Origin of the sequence: Nostoc sp. CMAA1605, from assembly GCF_021596505.1 — a bacterium.
GTDB lineage: Bacteria > Cyanobacteriota > Cyanobacteriia > Cyanobacteriales > Nostocaceae > Trichormus.
Map to the genome: position 1 here is coordinate 118,645 of NZ_PJIZ01000001.1, position 17,528 is coordinate 136,172.

The window sequence follows — 17,528 nt, forward strand, 5'->3', positions numbered from 1 at the left end:
CGAACCTTGAATCTTTCTTAGTAAATGATTGTTTGAAAAAGTTTACTATATCTCTCTAATGAAAGTAATTTCTCGCTTATTTTACATACCTAGCTGGACAATAGCCACTAAAATTTCTGTGGCGTTAATATCGGCAGTTTTCATCCCCATGAGCTTCACAGCATATTACAATCTACGAGAAAGCTTGGAGCGTATAGAGGCTGCTGAATATCGTAAGCTAGAGCTACTAGCCACTAATACTGCTAGTCGCCTCGATCAAATGCTCATTGATATTCAACGTCTGGTAATTCAAGTCAGTGGCGATCTCAATGTCGTGGAGTTTCTATCTGCTAATACAGTAGAAAGGCAAAAAACATTGAGTCTTAAACTACAAAAAACTCTCAACAATATTCATGATGCCAATCCAGATTTTGATGCTGCATATATTTTAGATGACAACGGTAAATGTGTTGCGGCGACTGACCCCATATTTATCAATCAAAACTATGCCTTTCGGCAATACTATAAGTCTGCTATCCAGGGAAAATCTTATATATCTAGTATCCTGATAGGAAAAACAACCAAAAGACCAGGGTTATACTTTTCCGCTCCTGTCAAATCAGAAACGGGCAAAATTTTAGGAGTTGTGGTACTCAAAATTAAGGGAGAAGGTATTTGGACAATTGTTAATTCATTAAAGCCGGCCAATCAGAGTTATTCTTTTCTCATTGATCAAGATGGTTTAATTATTTCCCATCCAGACCAATCTACTTTATATAAAAGTATTTTTCCTGTTTCATCAGATAAAGCTCAACAACTATTATCCAATTGGGGAAATATTTTACCATCTATAAATAGTCTGAATATTCCAGAATTAAAAGCTATAGTTAGGGCTAAAGATACTGGTCATACTAGTTATTATTCCCCAATTGAAAAGCAACACATGATTGTAGGCTTTGCCCCCATGAAAGTAGAACCGTGGGTATTAGGTATAAGTCAATCTAGAGAACAGTTTGAAGCTCCTTTATATCATCTCATACTATTTAATATCAGTAGCGTGATCATTGTGGGAGGAATCACCACAATTGTTGCTCTGTGGTTAAGTTCTCGAATTGCTCGGCCGATTCGCGCCCTGACAGCAGCAGCACAAGCACTAGAAAAAGAAACGTTTAATCAGGAAGCACATCATATTTTAGTGCAAACTGCTCATAGCCAAGATGACATCGGTCAATTAGTACGTGTCTATATCAATATGTCTGAAACGGTTAGGACACGCAATCAGAATTTGAAAATGCAAGTCAAAGAACTAAGAATAGAAATCGACGAAACTAAAAGAAATAGATATGTGGAGGAAATTACTGGTAATGAACATTTTGAAAGTATCCAGAAAAAAATTGCCAAGATTAAACAAGGCACAATAGTGGCTAGTGAAACTGAGATTGGTTACTATAACCGCCTGCACAATCAGGTGCAATCTCTCAAGCAGCGAACATCTGTAAACATCACGCAAAAATTGCCTAATTAACATAGAAACTTCTATGTTTCTGCATTAAAAATTTTGCATATTTACCAGGGGGTGATACCTATGACATTTGATGATGAATTGATATCTCGTGAAGAGGTATTAGCAGGTTTACCGGCTAGACGAGCCAATACAATTTTATTTTTAATTGAGAGCCGAACAGCCCAACTAGCAGCGCGATCGCGTGTAGAATTTTCCTTAGCACCCCAATCTGCTCATGAACGCGATTTAGCCTTTCTAGAAGCATTTGCTTTAGGTAATGCACCACCAATCCGCCCGACTATTCAGCAACTAGAACGTTACGCTAGTGAGTGGGCTTCTTTAGTTCCAGCAAATCCCCGACTCAAAGCCGCGATCGCCCAAGCCTTGGGACAGAAGTATAATTTTACCTATCAAGCCATACCGCAGATTCGCACCATCTTAGGTCTTGATGAAAAAGCCGTACAAACAGCCTATTCTCGGCTGTATAGAACATCACTATTCAACATCTTTGCATCCCACACTACATTGATCGAAGAATTGCGCTGGATGTTGAAAGATGTATCACAAAAAATTGAATCTGTACCACCTTTCTGGCTGGCCTTTTTACTCACCATCGCCTTGGGTTTACCCCAAGCCTTTTTAGCCTTACCCATCGCTGTAGTTGATATTGGGCCATTACCGACAGTGGCCTTTTTGTTAATTATCGGTGCAATTAACGTTGTTACAATGGCTTGTATGGCTGAAGCCTTCGGTCGTAGCAGTGATTTTCGTTATGGTCATCCCTTCATCAAACAATTAGTCGCCAATTATTTAGGCGGCGCAGGTTCATTCATACTTTCTGTAGCAGTTGGGATTCGAGTATTTTTCATCGCCTTGGCTTGTTACATTGGTTTGTCAACAACTATGGCCAATCTGACTCAAATCCCTCCAGAAATTTGGGCTGTATTACTATTTGTGGCGGGTTCATATTTGCTAACTCGCCAATCTTTAAATTTCACAGTCTCCCTGTTGGTATTTCTCGCCGCGATTAATATTGGGTTACTTTTGATACTGTCACTATTGACATTGCGTCACATCAATTTAGAAAACTTGCTATATGTCAACTTGCCTTTTTTAAATAATCAACCTTTCCAACCCTGGATATTACAAAGAATTTTTGGTGTGGGTTTGATGTTGTATTTTGGTCATGTCTATGTAGGAGAATGTGCCAAAGTTGTCCTACCGCGTGATCCTAGTGCCTCATCGTTAATTTGGGGTAGTGTATGGGGAACAGCATTCTTAACTGTAATTTTTTGCCTTTGGGTGCTGGTTGTCAATGGTGCGATCGCACCAGAATTATTAGCCCAACAATCAGGAACGGCTCTAGAAGCCCTAGCTATTCAAGTCGGCTCCATCGTTCCTATCTTGGGAGCAATTTTAGTTACCTTGTTGTTGGGAATGGCTTGGCTACGTAGTTCCAGCCTTTTAGTCAACCTAGCCAAAGAATGGATACCTACCCCATCTCTTCCCGTCTTGATGTTACCCCGTCAAGGAGGAATGTTAAGATTCCAGCCTTCTTGTAATTCTACGGATATTGCTTGTATCGGTATCACCTATTTGGGAATTATAGACAATCAACCCAAGTTCCAAATAGATATCCAGTTACAAGGCCACATCTACCATGTAGAAATTGCAGTCAACGAACATTGGGACATCAAAGAGTTATTTACTCAATACCCAGACATCAACCATTCAAATATTCGCCTGATGTTTGATATCCAATCAGCTAACCATGATCGTGTATATCTGCAAATTACTTCGCCAATGAGCCTTAACTACGAAGCTAGTTTGGAAGTGAAACACAGTCTCACGACAGATCAAACCAAAAAAACAGAAACTCACTTTTGGTTACACCTCTTCAAGCAGCGTCGTTTGTTATTATCCATCAGTCCATTAATTTTAGTTTTTGTCCTGACTGAGTGGCTATTCCTCGCCGGTACGCAATCTTTCACAAATATACTCGCTTTTGCTGGCGTACTAGGTAACTCCCTTGTAGGTGGAATTTTCCCAATTTTGTTGTTGATTTCTAGTAGGAAAAAAGGAGAACTAATACCTGCTGTAGTCTTTAAGATTCTCAATCATCCCCTGTTTAGTGTGGGCATATATAGCATTTTTCTGGGTATTTTGTTGATTCACGGCTTATTCATCTGGCAACATCCTCTGGCGCGAATCAGCGCATTCAGCATTGCCTTATTATCACTGGGTGCAACTGTGGTTATGCAATTGTATGGTGCTTTTGCTTCCCGCGTAGTTGTAGAACTGCGACAAGAACAGCAACCACAAGGAAATTCAGTCTTTACAATTACGGCTGGTGGTAAACCAAAAATAGCAGACATACTTTTAGGATATGCAGAGGGTGAGGTACACCAAAAAGCCAACAAAATTGATATTCCCTCACTCTCATCTTTACGCTATGCCATTTTTTGCTTTCCAACTAAGGGAGAAAAAGAAATGAAAGTCTGGACAGATAAGAATAACGATGAACATAAATCTCAGCACTTACCAACATTTGTAGAAGTCGAGAGTGGTAATCAAAAAATGCAGTTTGACTGGAAATTATCTAATGGCAAAGTCCTGCTACCACTAATTAGCAATCAATGCTGGTTGAAATTTACATTCCCAGAGCGATCGCCATCTTAACAAACGATACAACCCATATTGTGATTTAGGTAAGTCTTTCTTTCTTCTTCCCCAGTCCCCAGTCCCCAATAAACAACAAAAAGGTCAATTATGTCCAAAATCATATCTATTCACTCCTTCCGTGGCGGCACAGGCAAATCAAATACTATTGCTAATATCGCCGCCACTATGGCCATCCAGGGAAAACGGGTAGCAATCATCGATACAGATATCCAATCTCCTGGAGTTCACATCATTTTCGGACTCAACGAACACAAAATTGAATATTCTCTCAATGACTATTTATGGGGACGCTGTGAGATGAAAGATGCTGCCTATGATGTAACTCATACTCTCATCAATAGACAACAATCTTCCACTCAAATCAAGGGTAATTTATACTTAGTTCCTTCTAGTATTAAAGCTGGTGAAATTTCCCGAATTATCCGTGAGGGATATGATGTAGTCAGACTCAATGATGGCTTTCAAGAACTTATCGTCAGTCTCAATTTAGACTATCTTTTTATTGATACCCATCCTGGATTAAACGAAGAAACCTTAATTTCTATCGGCATTTCTCATGTACTGATCATTGTCCTCCGTCCAGATCAACAAGATTTTCAAGGTACTGCTGTCACAGTAGATGTAGCTCGTAAGTTGCGCGTCCCCAAAATGTTACTTGTGATTAATAAAGCATTATCAAGTTTGAATTTCCCCGACTTACAGCAACAAGTAGAGAGCATCTATAATGTTTCCGTATCTGGGATTTTACCTCTTTCTGAAGATATGGCAGAATTAGGGAGCAAAGATATTTTTGCTGTGCAGTATCCTGAGCATCCTATTAGTCAAACTGTGCAGAAAATTGCTGCCCAAATTGCTGATGTTGCTGCTTAATTTAATATGAATAATCAAACGCAATTTCGTGCGGATGTACTCGCTGCCTATGGTGCTAGTAGCTCAGAAATAGATGAGTTACTAGCATACAACCATAATGTATTTTATCAAGACAAATTAAAGCATCCTTTTACATTTCCCTTACCATCTGAGGCGCATATTACTACTTGGGAAGAATACGCAACAGCAGCCAATACTCTCGGCGCATTCGCCGTTCTCCAGCAACGATTAGTACAGTTACAATTCCCCATTCTTGAAGGTATCAGCACAACGCCAGCATATAGAAATGTCACCCGTAAAGGTACATTTGTTGATAATTGTCCAGAGGCGACTGGTTTAGTGTTGACTCAACCAGACAAACTGCACTTAGAAATATATCCTAGTTTGGCGGGGAAAATTCCTGTTTTACTACCTGGAAACCGGGAGGATTTTGTGACTTTAGTCCAAGCTTTAACACAGCGTAATGAACCCAAAGAAATTCCAGCATCAATGGGAGCTTGTATTGTCAGTGGGTTTAACAATTGGGATAGAATTCATCGCTATCGCCAACAATGGGAACAACAAAATCCTCATCAATGCTCAAAAAATGATTGGACATTAGAATTTCAACGCCTGATTCCCCAAAAAGAACTTTATCAAGATAGATTCATTATTTTGAGTAACAGTCCTTACAGCAATATTCCAGCCCAAGAAATTGGTGTAGAAGAAACTACTTGGCAAAGTATATCTCTAAAAATTCGCTTGGAACACGAATGTACTCATTATTTAACAAATCGTTTATTTAAATCAATGCGAAACAATGCCTTTGATGAGCTAATTGCTGATTATAGAGGCATTGTAGCTGCCATAGGATATTATCGAGCCGACTGGTTTTTACATTTTATGGGCTTAGAATCATTTCCTGAATATCGAGAAGGAGGTAGGCTGCAAAACTATCGAGGACAACCGCCTCTTTCTGATGGTGCTTTCAAAATTCTCCAATCATTGTTGCAAGCAGCAGCATTTAATTTACAGCGTTTTGATGCAGAATATATTAATGATTTAGCAACTCCATATCGCCAAATGCAATTATTAGTTGCATTATCTTATTTGACTTTAGAAGAGTTAGCCGATCCTGGCTTTAATTCACTAATTCAACGATTGCTAGACAAAGCATAATTTTTCTGAATTGCCAATTCAATGTGTTCTCTGGTTGTTTTTTACCGCACTTGTATACAAGGATAGTCTAACCATGACAGAAGTTTTACTCAAAGAGTTAAGTAATAGCGATATTAATTGGATAGTTGCTAATAGCTATCATCAGGAGTTGCCATCTGGTAGTTTACTCATGCCAGAGGGAAAATCTAGCGATTGTTTGTATATTTTACTAGATGGTACATTAACAGTTAATATTACTCAATCTGAGAATAATCCTTTGCATCGAGCTTTTACAGCTATTGATAGTGATATCAACTCAGATTGGGAAATTTCAAGAGTATCTAGGGGTGAAGTAGTCGGGGAAGTTCCTTTTGTAAGCCAGAGTTCTAACATCACTACAATTAAGGCTCTAGAAAAATCATTAGTGATGTCAATTCCTCAAGAAAAGTTAGCTGTAAAATTGCAGCAAGATGCTAGTTTTGCGGCTCGCTTTTACCGAGCGATCGCTATTATGTATGCAGACAGACTGCAAAAACTAATCACTCAACTCGGTAGACGCAAATTAACACAAGCCAAGTCTTTAAAAGACGTACTATTTGTTTTAGCTGAATTACACGATAGTGACATTGATTGGTTAATGGCTTGTGGTATTACCCAAAAAGTTGCAGCAGGTCAAACACTCATTTATGAAAATAGTCCCGTCGATGCGCTATATATTATTTTGAGGGGAAAAATGTCTATGTCTGTCTCGGAAGATGATCGCAATCCTTTATTGCGTGCTTTTTCTGCGATTGAGGGTAAAGAAATCATTGGCAGAGAGATAGCCAAATTATCCAAAGGGGAAATATTAGGAGAAACACCGTTTATTGATAGTCGCCTCCCTTGGGCGACAGTGAAAGTAATTGAAGATTCTCTAATTTTGGCAATACCCAAACAGCAATTAGCAGTAAAATTACAACAAGATATAGGATTTTCATCTCGTTTTTACCGCGTCATTTCTATTTTATCAGCCAACAGATTGCAGGAAATCATGAGTAGAATTGGCTATGGTAGGAGAGTTTATAGTGCAGGTTTACCATTAAGTAATAATTTTGAATATGAGGATGAAATCAATATTAGTGTTTTAGATAAAATGTCTCTAGCTAGTAAAAGATTTGATTGGATGATTTCACGAATGAGCATTGCTTAAGTATCTGCTGCTCTTGGGCTTTTGAGTCTTTGTAGTGAGTCATCAGTATTCATTTAACCCCAGGTAAATTTAATCAACATATAATAATTTTGCTAGGGTTTAAACAGTTATAAATCCTAGCATAGCCTATTTCTATATTTTTGCTGCCACCCATTTATTTGGTGAATACTTCACAAAAAGAGCGAGTTCTATCTAAATATTGTGCATTTGCTCAGGCAATACTTTTTTATATTCTTGGGTCTATAGCAACTAAATTCTGTCTTTTCATTAAAAAAATACATCATAATTTTTAGTTCAAAATCTCTCGATTAACACAAATACCAATGTTAGAGCAGAAGCGTCGCATATTTCGCCAAGAATCTGTAGAGCGTCTATCTTCTCCTGAAAGATTAGACCAACTTATGCAGGTAGTCAGCCCCAAAAGTTGGCTACCTCTGATAGCTTTAAGCTCTTTGGTGGGAGTAGCTATTGTTTGGAGTATTTATGGACGTATTCCCATCACAATTGAAGGGCGAGGAGTATTAATTTATCCGCGTAAAGTAGTACCTCTACAATCAAAAAATTCAGGACAATTAACAAATGTCAATTTTAAAGTTGGTGACTCGATTAAAAAAGGACAGGTATTAGCAATTATTGACCAATCTGATCTACGTCAGCAACTCGAACAACAAAAAGCTAAACTAGCACAACTAGAATCACAAGACCAAGCAGCTAACTCTATATTTAAACAACGTTTAGCACAGGATGCACAGTCAATTCAACAACAACGTCAATATCTCCAACAACGCATTCGGGAACTTCAAACCCTTACACCTGTTCTCAAAACTAGAGATAATACCTCTCTTGAACAACAGCGCAAAAGTTTAAAACAAAACCTCCAACGCTACCAAGCTTTGAGTCCAGTTTTTCGGCGCAGAATGGAAATACGCCAAAATTTATTTAAACAAGAAGGGGTATTTTCAGCCGATGAAGCTTTGCAAGCAGAACAGGAATATCTAGAGAATTTGCAAAGGATTTCTGACATCGAAACCCAATTAAAAGCACTCGATGTCACAGAGACTCAAAAACAAAAAGAATATGGTGAAAATATATCAACTATTTCTGATTTACAATCCCAATTAAAAAAACTAGATAGTGAGCAAGCTTCTCAAGCACAACAAGACCTAGAAAATACTAATAATCGCAAAAAAGAAATTCAAGAAGTTAAACGAGAGATAGCTAAACTGCAACTACAAGTAGGTGATAATAGCAAAATTATTAGCCAATATAATGGGCGAGTTTTAGAAACCACAGTGGCACAAGGTCAAGTAATTAATGCTGGTACTCGTTTAGCGAATATAGAAGTGGAAAACCCTGATAGTAAGTTAGTAAGTTTAGCTTATTTTTCAGTGGCAGAAGGTAAAAAAATTCAATCAGGAATGCCAATTCAAATCACTCCTGAAACGGTGAAACGAGAAAGATTTGGCGGCATTGTCGGGAAGGTGATTAATATTTCCAATTTCCCCACTACCAAAGAAGCGGCAATTAATGAAGTAGGTAATTCCGAAGTAGTTGAGGGTTTAGTATCACAAAAAAACGAAGGATTTATCCAAGTATTTTCTGAGATACAAAATGATGCTCAAACCTTCAGTGGCTACAAATGGTCTTCATCTAAAGGGCCACAGATGAAGATTTCTTCTGGAACTACTACCATTGTGCGTGTTCAGGTCGAAGAACGCGCTCCCATTACGTTTGTATTACCTATTTTGAGGTCGTTCAGTGGCATCTACTAACCCAACTATAGGTCTACCTACGAATTTTTGGCAGTATCTACAGAAACTACTGCCTCAAAGAAGCAAGCGGGTGAAAACACCAACCCTTTTGCAAATGGAAGCAGTTGAATGTGGTGCTGCGGCTTTAGGAATTATCTTAGGTTACTTTGGTCGGATTGTGCCATTGCCGGAATTGCGGCGGGAGTGTGGTGTTTCCCGTGATGGTAGTAAAGCATCGAATGTGTTGAAAGCTGCTAGAAATTATGGTTTAGAGGCTAAGGGTTTAAGAAAGGAACTAGATAAACTCCCAGACCTCAATCCCCCTTATATTATCTTTTGGGACTTTAACCACTTTTTGGTAGTAGAAGGATGGAGCAACCAGAGAGTGTATCTGAATGACCCCGCTACAGGCCCCCGTAGTGTATCTTGGCAAGAATTTGACGAAGGTTATACGGGTGTAGTGTTGGTGATGGAACCAGGCGCAGAGTTCCAAAAAGGCGGACGTAAACCCAGTATGATTGGGTCTTTGTGGGAGAGACTACGGGGGTCAACCAGTGCTTTAGTTTACTGCATTGTGGCAGGATTTTCTTTAACTTTGGTGGGGATGGCTGTACCAGTATTTAGCCAAATATTTGTTGATGAAATTCTTGTAGAACAAAGATTAGATTGGCTGAATCCCTTGCTTTTGGGAATGTCTGTGGCTGCTGTTCTGCAAGGCTTACTGACATTGCTGCGTCTACAATATCTACGTCGTTTAAAAATTAAATTGTCGGTGGGGATGTCCAGCCGCTTTCTCTGGCATTTGTTGCGCCTACCAGTAGGGTTTTATGCCCAACGCTTTGCCGGAGAAATCACCAGTCGCATCAGTCTCAATGACCAAGTGGCTAATGTGATTTCAGGACAGTTGACGACCACAATTATTGATGCTGTGATGGTGGTTTTCTATGCCCTGATTATGCTGCAATATGATTGGCTATTAACTTTGATTGTCATCAGTTTAGCGATCGCTAACATTTTCACCTTGCGTTTAGTCTCTCGTCAACGGGTAGACCTGAATCAAAAATTAATGCTAGATTTTGGCAAGGCGGAAGGTGTTTCGATTGCGGCTCTCCAAGGTATCGAAACCCTGAAAGCATCAGGCTTAGAATCTGATTTCTTTTCTCGCTGGTCGGGCTATTACACCAAGGCCATCAATAGCCAACAACAAATGGATGTCACCAACCAATTATTTTCTATTCTACCTACACTCTTAGAAGCTATTTCTAGTTTGTTATTGTTAGTAATTGGTGGTTTGCGAGTCATGGATGGACATCTCAGCATTGGGATGCTGGTAGCTTTTCAAGGCTTAGTAGGCAGTTTTCAAGCACCAGTCGCCAGCCTATTGAATTTTGGTAGCACCTTACAAGAATTAGAAGGTAATTTAGTTCGTTTAGATGATGTTTTAGATAACCCGACTGATACAGCGATCGCCCAAAGAAACTTAGTTCATGAAAAAGCAGGGGAGCAGGGAGCAAGGGAGCAAGGGAGCTTTCACCCACAGGGGATATTGGCGAAGTTGAACTTACTTCGGTTCTCACCTTTATTTCCCCCAGCCCCCAGCCCCCAGCCCCCTGCCTCTTCTCAAGTTATCGAGCCATTATCTTATTTTTCAGCCTTGCCCAGATTACAGGGATATGTAGAATTACGTAACCTTACCTTTGGCTATAGTCGCCTAGAACCGCCTTTAATCGAAAATTTTAATCTTTCTCTCAAACCAGGACAAAGAGTGGCTTTAGTCGGTGGGAGTGGTTCTGGTAAGTCTACCATTGCCAAACTCGTCAGTGGACTTTACCAACCTTGGGCGGGAGAAATTTTGTTTGACGAACAACTAAAAGAACAAATTCCCCACCAATTATTAACTAATTCTGTGGCAATGGTAGAACAGGATATTTTGTTATTTGGTGGAACAGTTAGGGATAATTTAACGCTTTGGGATCGTACTATATCCGACAAAAACTTAAAACGAGCTTGTCAAGATGCCGCCATTGATGATGTGATTTTAGCTCTCAATGGTGGATATGACGCAGAACTGATGGAAGGTGCGGCGAATTTAAGCGGTGGTCAACGACAACGCCTAGAAATTGCCCGTGCTTTGGTGAATAATCCCTCAATCCTGATTATGGATGAAGCCACCAGTGCCTTAGATGCGGAGACAGAACGGATTATTGACGAAAATCTGCGGCGACGGGGATGCACCTGTATTATCGTGGCACACCGATTAAGTACGATTCGAGACTGTGATGAAATTATTGTCCTAGAACGAGGCAAGGTAGTGCAAAGAGGTACTCATCAGCAATTGTGGCAGAAGGAAGGTGTGTACTCGCGGTTAATCCGCACAGAAGGGGAAGCCTTGGAGGAGGAATGAGTCAATTCAAAATTCAAAATTCAAAATTCAAAATTAAAGCTGTTTTTACCTAATTTCTTTACGTTCCTTGTGGGACGCGCCCGCCATTCCACTCGCTTTTAAACCTAACTTTTTCCAATAAAGATGCAGCAAAAAAGAGTTGATAAATTTGCCATACATGGTCAAACTTATATCCTGCAAGGTAATGAGCCGATACTATTAGATGATCCTGCTAGAGTTTGGGTAATTCAATCTGGCTCTATGGCCTTATTTGCGATCGCCTTTAAAAATGGGGTAATCACAGGAAATCGGCGTTATTTATTCAGTCTCTCTCAAGGACAAGCCTTATTCGGCACTAAGGCCATGAACGGTCAACAGCAAATTTTAGCTGTACCGATGGGAGAAGCGGAATTACTACAACTACATCCAGAATGTTTTCCCGAATTAGTTGCTCATGGTGATATTAGAGCCGTGGACTGGGTAGAAAGTTGGCTTTGGGAACTTAGTAATGTGTTATCTGGGGTAACTATCCCAGCCATTGAGGTGGTATCCCAGGGAGAAATGCGGTTTTCTTTGTTGGATGGTCAAACTTTCCAAGGGGAAGCCGAGACGATCTGTTGGGTGAAGATTCAGCAAGGGACTGTTCGTTTATTAGGTTTGCCGGAATTAACGCTGACACCTGCAATGGGTTATTTTCCCCTGACTGACAAAATGTGGCTAGAAGCTGCGAGAGAGGTTCAACTCACCACCCTGAAAATCCGTGAATTTGTGAGTGCAGACCAACTCTTGACTGCTTTGTCTGTAATGCACATTCAATTACTGCAATGTGTGGAGTTTTTCGACCGACAAGAAGCAGAAGCAGAAATGATGCGATTGCGCGATCGCCAGCGTCTCAATAGTCAAGTAACTTCCCAAGCGTTAGGAGAGTTAGCATCAACTGTCAATCCTCAAGATGGCAATTTTTTCTTAGAAGGTACACCCTTGTTAGTGGCGGCTGGTGCTGTTGGTAAAGCAATGGGTGTAAAAATTTCGCCTCCCGCCCGTTCGGAGAACCTCAAACGAGTCAAAGAGCCTTTAGAAGCTATTGTCCGCGCCTCTCGGATTCGGATGCGCCGAGTTTTATTAAGAGACAACTGGTGGGAAAAGGACTGTGGGGCATTAGTCGCCTATACAGAGGCAGATAATCGACCAGTAGCCCTCTTACCAGTTTCTACCACTAGCTATGAATTATTTGATCCAGTTGACCATAGCCGCACTAAAGTAGATGAAAGTATAGCGATGACACTTGCGCCTGTCTCCTATATGTTTTATCGTTCTTTCCCCGATCAGGTACTTAACACCTACAATGTGATTTTATTTGCCCTGAAAGGACGGAAACTTGATGTTTTCCTGACTGTACTAACAGGGGTAGCTGTGACACTGTTAGGGATGCTCACACCCCAAGCCACTGCTATTATTATGGATAATGCCATCCCCGATAGCGATCGCGGTTTGTTACTCCAAATCGGAATGGGGCTATTAGTCGCAGCATTAGGCACAGTATTATTTCAAATAACTCAGAATTTTGCACTTTTACGCATTGAAACCACCGCCGCCACAGCTACAGAGGTGGCTGTGTGGGATCGACTGATGAACCTACCAGTATCTTTTTTCCGCAAATATACAACAGGGGATCTACATTCAAGAGCATCATCCGTCGGTGAAATCAGTCGTCAACTCAGCGCGAATACAATTATCAAACTAATTACCAGTTTCTTTGCTTTATTCTATTTAGGGCAATTATTTAACTACAACTTTCAGTTAGCCTTACTTGCGGTTGCTGTAGCTGTAATTACCAGTGCAGTCACCATCCTTTCCGGTATCCTCCTTGTTGGTAAAGTACATCCTTTACTCGAACTACAGGGCAATATTTTCGGACAAACAGTACAAATCATCAATGGTATTTCTAAACTACATATTGCAGGAGCAGAAGAACGCGCCTTTGCTTCTTGGAGTAAAAACTACACCCGTCAACTCAAACTAACTCTCAGTACACAACAAGTAGAAGATGCTGTAGTTCTTTTTAATACAGTCATGCCTATATTTACCTCTGGAGTCCTTTTTTGGTTAACCATCAACCAATTGAAAGCGGCTCAGACTTCAGGCACCATAGCTATTACCATCGGTACATTTTTGGCATTCAACACAGCTTTTGAACAATTTGTGAGCGGTACTACAAATCTCAGTAATGTCGTCACTGAAATTGTCCAAATTACTCCCCACTGGCAACGTACACAACCCATTTTGCAAGCTGTCCCCGAAGTAGATTTAACCAAGGCTGACCCAGGAAAATTAGTCGGCAAAATAGTTGTAGATCATGTAATGTTTCGCTATCGTCCAGATGGGCCATTAATCTTAGATGATGTAAGTATCTCTGCACAACCAGGAGAATTTATTGCCCTCGTTGGAGGTTCTGGAAGCGGTAAATCAACCATATTTCGATTATTACTTGGGTTTGAAACTCCAGAAAGTGGCGGTATTTACTACGATGGACAAGACTTATCTGGCTTGGATGTCGAAGCAGTCCGGCGACAGTTGGGTGTGGTTTTACAAAACGGTCGTCTAAATGCAGGCTCTATTTTTGAAAATATCGCCGGTGGCGCAAATATTACCTTTGATGAAGCTTGGGAAGCCGCGAAAATGTCCGGCTTCGCTGATGATGTAGCCGCTATGCCAATGGAAATGCACACCGTAGTGAGTGAAGGAGGTGGTAATCTTTCTGGAGGACAACGCCAACGCTTACTCATAGCGCGCGCTTTAGTATTAAAACCTCGCATTCTGCTATTTGATGAAGCTACCAGCGCACTCGATAACAAAACCCAAGCAATTGTCAGTGAAAGTTTAGACAAAATGCAGGTAACGAGAATAGTTATTGCTCACCGACTCAGCACAATTCGCAATGCTCATCGCATCTATGTACTCCAAGCAGGACGAATTGTACAGCAGGGAAGTTTTCAGGAACTAGCTTCTGTTGACGGACTATTTGCTCAATTAATGGCTCGGCAAATGGCTTAGTTCTTTACTCAAAACAAATCATAACCATAGAGGTATAAAATGAAAATTCAGATGATTGGTCATGCTTCCTTATTTGTAGAAACACAAGATTGTAGAATCATGATAGACCCCGTACTTTGGGATAGATTTTGTGAATCAACAAATAGTATCTGTCCTCAAAGGGAAATGATTTATGAGCAAATTCCTGATTTTGATGTATTAGTAATTTCCCACCGACATTTAGATCATTTCGATATTCGTTCTCTTGCTTATCTTCCTAAAAATGTTGATGTTTTTATTCCCAAAGATAAGTTAATCGAAAATTGTCTGCGTCAATTAGGATATTCTCACATCTATACTTTAAGCGACTTTAGTGAAGTCAAGATTGGTTCTACTACCCTCCTAGCTACACGTTCAGAAAATCGCGTGCCTGAATATGGCATGGTACTTGCTGACCCATCAGGAGTTTTCTGGAATCAAGTAGACTCATTAGTAAATGCCAAAACTATTAGTTTTGTCAAATCTCAATACCCAACAATAGACTTTTTGTTGGCAAGCTGGCAACCAATGTTAGAAACTGAGTATCAACATAATCAAAGCTTTTCATTCCCATTTTCTGGTTATAGCCATATTCTGCAATTAATTGGCTTGATTCAACCAAAAGCTATTGCTCCTGGTGCTAATGGCTTTAAATTTATAGATGGTTCAGCTTGGTTAAATAAAGTTGTCTTTCCAGTCACCCAAGAGCAATTTTGTCACGATATCAAAAGAGTTTGTCCAGCCACAGAAAATATCTTTGCTCTTCAGCCAGGAGATATTTGTGCAATTGAAAATGGTAAATCTACTTATCTAACCGCTCAGTCACAATTTGTCAAAACAGTTAAAGATGATAGAGAAGTCTTATCTTTTGCACCTGTGACAGTAAACGGCGAAATGATTGACAGTAATCCCAATAACTATGCTATCGATGAAATGAAACAAACCATTGAAGAAGAGGTTTGTGTTAACTTACCTAAGTTCTTTATGGAACATAAACAAGATTTATTCGCTGAATATTTCCATTGGGAAGTTAAATATCAACTAGAGATAGTATTTCCCGATAGTTCTCAAACATGGTATTTTGATTTTACTGAAGATACTATCCAATGCCGAACAGGTTCTACTCCCTTAGCTAACCTGTTTAATCTCATCACCGCTTCCAGCTTCTATGCAGTGTTGAAATCTGATAAAACCTGGGATTATCCCGGTACTGGTGGATACTTACGAGCATTTGAAAAATTATATATGGTCAGCACTCATGGTGCTATGCGACCCGATATTAAATCACTCAATATCTCTCCTTTAACCATGAAGTTTCCCCACGAGGAAGTTTTTACCAAGGCTTTAAATAAACAAGTAGATAAATGGTTAAAAGAGTATGGCAACAATCAATTAAGTAGTAAAAAAGAATCAAAAATCATGAAGTTAGGCAATGCTTTCATTCTCATGTTTGAGCAAAGTAATAATGAACAGCAATTGGTAGAAGCTCCAGTATAAAACATAGTAAGTGTAAGTGGGTTTGATTCAAGTTGTTTCTGTAGTCCAGTAGGGTGTGTGAGGTGTAAGCCGTAACGCACCAAAAGCCTTTGTGGTAATTGCTGTAACCTCGCTGTTACACACCCTACGCATCTACGTATATGTTCAAAAATGATGTAAGAAAACCCAACTCGTCACAATTCAAAATTCAAAATTAATAACGTGAAATTCCGCATAGCTTTTAGCGTTTGCATCTGTATAAAATTTTTGTGAATTGGTATCACGTATCTAGAATGTTTCTAGAATTTAAAATATGAGTAGTTGTACACTAGAAAATTACCTGCAAGTTGTTTACCCTCATCTTTCTCCTGAATTGGTTTCTCCCACAGCTTTAGCTTACATTCACCCAATAGCAAAGATTTTTCCGTCCTCATCCGAGGGTTTATTTGAGTGTCGTCTAGGTGCGAATAAATCCAATGTAGACTTTTCAGTGCTGGCTACAAATTCAGAGAGAAATCATCATGGCTTGGAAAAAGTCAATTTGTTGGTGAATTTACCAGATAAATTTTCTGCAAATCCTATATGGAAACGCATTCAAAATTTCTGTTATGCTTGCGATCAGCCAAATTCCATCTTATCTAGAAATATAGACAATATTTGGCTAGAATTTGATATTGAAGAACATCCGCAACTTTTACCAACTCCTAGCTTGTTCTTAGGTTTAAAGGAACTAGACTCAGAACAATGTAGCAATCAAATCTCTAGTATTAGCACTGAACAGTTACAAACAGTAAAAACCGCTCTGTATATATTATTCAATGATGATGTTTTACCTGTAATTGAAAATAATTTAGGTATTTGTGTAAATTATTTACCACAAGACTCTCAGATACTTTATGTAGGAGCCATGTTTTCTCGTCAGTTAGAGGCTGTTAGAGTTAATATTAGTGGGATTCCTGCTGAATCTTTTGAAGATTACCTCAGTCAAATTGGTTGGAGATATTCAATTAAACCTATTCAGCAGATAATTCGGTCACTGGCTAAAATTGCAGATGCGGTAATTCTCAATATCGACATAGGAACTAGTATTTTTCCGAAGATAGGGTTAGAGTGCCTATTAAACAATAAAAGTACCAGGTGTGAACCGAAATGGCAATTACTGTTAGATTGTTTAGTAGAACATAAATTATGTACACCAGAAAAATATGATGCTGTTCTCAATTGGTCTGGGTATTCTCATGAAAAGGATTATCCAAATTTATGGTCAGATACTTTTAGTAATGTATCTCGATTACTTGGAGACAAGTGGCATAGCATTTGTTTTAGAAATTTAAACCATATAAAAATAAATTATCATCCAGATGGAGATTTAGAGGCTAAAGGATATTTAGCGTTTGGTCACACTTTTGTTTGCAAATGACAGATTTATCAAATTTTATTAACATATAGTTAACTGATAATTAACTCAAGCTTCTATACCTAAAT

10 protein-coding genes are annotated in these 17,528 nt (G+C 39.4%); all 10 read left to right on the forward strand.

The genetic code is table 11. From position 1 onward, the window contains the following. Positions 1–58 precede the first annotated feature (58 nt). The 10 genes from CV014_RS00505 (at position 59) to CV014_RS00550 (ending at position 17,463) form a co-directional block, all read left to right on the forward strand. Positions 59–1,504 carry a HAMP domain-containing protein gene (locus tag CV014_RS00505; protein WP_236140231.1) on the forward strand — a complete coding sequence of 482 codons (1,446 nt, stop codon included), beginning with the start codon at positions 59–61 and terminating at the stop codon, positions 1,502–1,504. 60 nt (positions 1,505–1,564) lie between these two features. After that, positions 1,565–4,162 (forward strand): hypothetical protein, encoded by a 2,598-nt coding sequence (locus CV014_RS00510; protein ID WP_236140232.1) that lies wholly within the window; start codon positions 1,565–1,567, stop codon positions 4,160–4,162. A gap of 90 nt (positions 4,163–4,252) precedes the next feature. Then, positions 4,253–5,035, forward strand: coding sequence for a MinD/ParA family ATP-binding protein (locus CV014_RS00515; protein ID WP_236140233.1), 783 nt, complete (start codon positions 4,253–4,255; stop codon positions 5,033–5,035). Positions 5,036–5,041: 6 nt separating this feature from the next. Then, entirely contained in the window at positions 5,042–6,193 is a 1,152-nt protein-coding gene (locus CV014_RS00520) for a DUF7005 family protein (RefSeq protein WP_236140234.1), read from the forward strand. Positions 6,194–6,266: 73 nt separating this feature from the next. Then, the gene (locus CV014_RS00525; protein ID WP_236140235.1) at positions 6,267–7,361 is read left to right on the forward strand and encodes a cyclic nucleotide-binding domain-containing protein; all 1,095 of its coding nucleotides are present in this window, start codon (positions 6,267–6,269) and stop codon (positions 7,359–7,361) included. 323 nt (positions 7,362–7,684) lie between these two features. Then, positions 7,685–9,133, forward strand: a complete 1,449-nt coding sequence (locus tag CV014_RS00530; protein ID WP_236140236.1) for an NHLP bacteriocin system secretion protein — start codon at positions 7,685–7,687, stop codon at positions 9,131–9,133. Then, positions 9,120–11,516, forward strand: a complete 2,397-nt coding sequence (locus CV014_RS00535) for an NHLP family bacteriocin export ABC transporter peptidase/permease/ATPase subunit (protein ID WP_236140237.1) — start codon at positions 9,120–9,122, stop codon at positions 11,514–11,516. The genes CV014_RS00530 and CV014_RS00535 overlap by 14 nt, the downstream gene beginning before the upstream one ends. Positions 11,517–11,639: 123 nt before the next feature. Then, positions 11,640–14,549: an NHLP bacteriocin export ABC transporter permease/ATPase subunit gene (locus CV014_RS00540; RefSeq protein WP_236140238.1), complete on the forward strand. Its 2,910-nt coding sequence runs from the start codon at positions 11,640–11,642 to the stop codon at positions 14,547–14,549. Positions 14,550–14,588: 39 nt separating this feature from the next. Further along, on the forward strand, positions 14,589–16,064 hold the full coding sequence (locus CV014_RS00545; protein WP_236140239.1) for an MBL fold metallo-hydrolase: 1,476 nt from the start codon (positions 14,589–14,591) through the stop codon (positions 16,062–16,064). A 292-nt stretch (positions 16,065–16,356) separates the two neighbouring features. After that, entirely contained in the window at positions 16,357–17,463 is a 1,107-nt protein-coding gene (locus CV014_RS00550) for a hypothetical protein (RefSeq protein ID WP_236140240.1), read from the forward strand. The last annotated feature ends 65 nt before the right edge of the window (positions 17,464–17,528 follow it).